This window comes from Sphingomonas sp. 10B4, assembly GCF_035019905.1.
GTDB classification, from domain to species: Bacteria; Pseudomonadota; Alphaproteobacteria; order Sphingomonadales; family Sphingomonadaceae; genus Sphingomonas; species Sphingomonas glacialis.
In genome coordinates this window covers 1-236 of sequence record NZ_JASJVC010000577.1, presented here as the reverse complement: position 1 = coordinate 236, position 236 = coordinate 1, and the positions used below count along the sequence as shown (strand labels likewise).

Annotated in this window: 1 protein-coding gene; it reads right to left on the bottom strand. The window is 41.9% G+C overall.

Annotation, left to right across the window (positions count from 1 at the left end):
• A partial coding sequence (locus QN347_RS20925; RefSeq protein WP_323494566.1) for a hypothetical protein occupies positions 1–236 on the bottom strand: 236 nt, incomplete at both ends.

The window sequence follows — 236 nt, the reverse complement described above, 5'->3', positions numbered from 1 at the left end:
GAATATGTGTTGCACAAATTTTTCAAAGACATCAGAAAAATCCACCCGCCATGCTGTACCTAAGTTCCCTTGAAAATTTAAGACGCGGTTAGCTTGTTCCTTGCAGCGTTTGACGACGGGTAGGTCAGATTGCTTCTCGATCAAATGATCTGTTTTGAGAGGGCGATGAAAATATAGTTTTTCTTCCAACACGTCAAGTTTTTTCTTGATGCGTAGCTTCAGGCTTACTGGTGTGC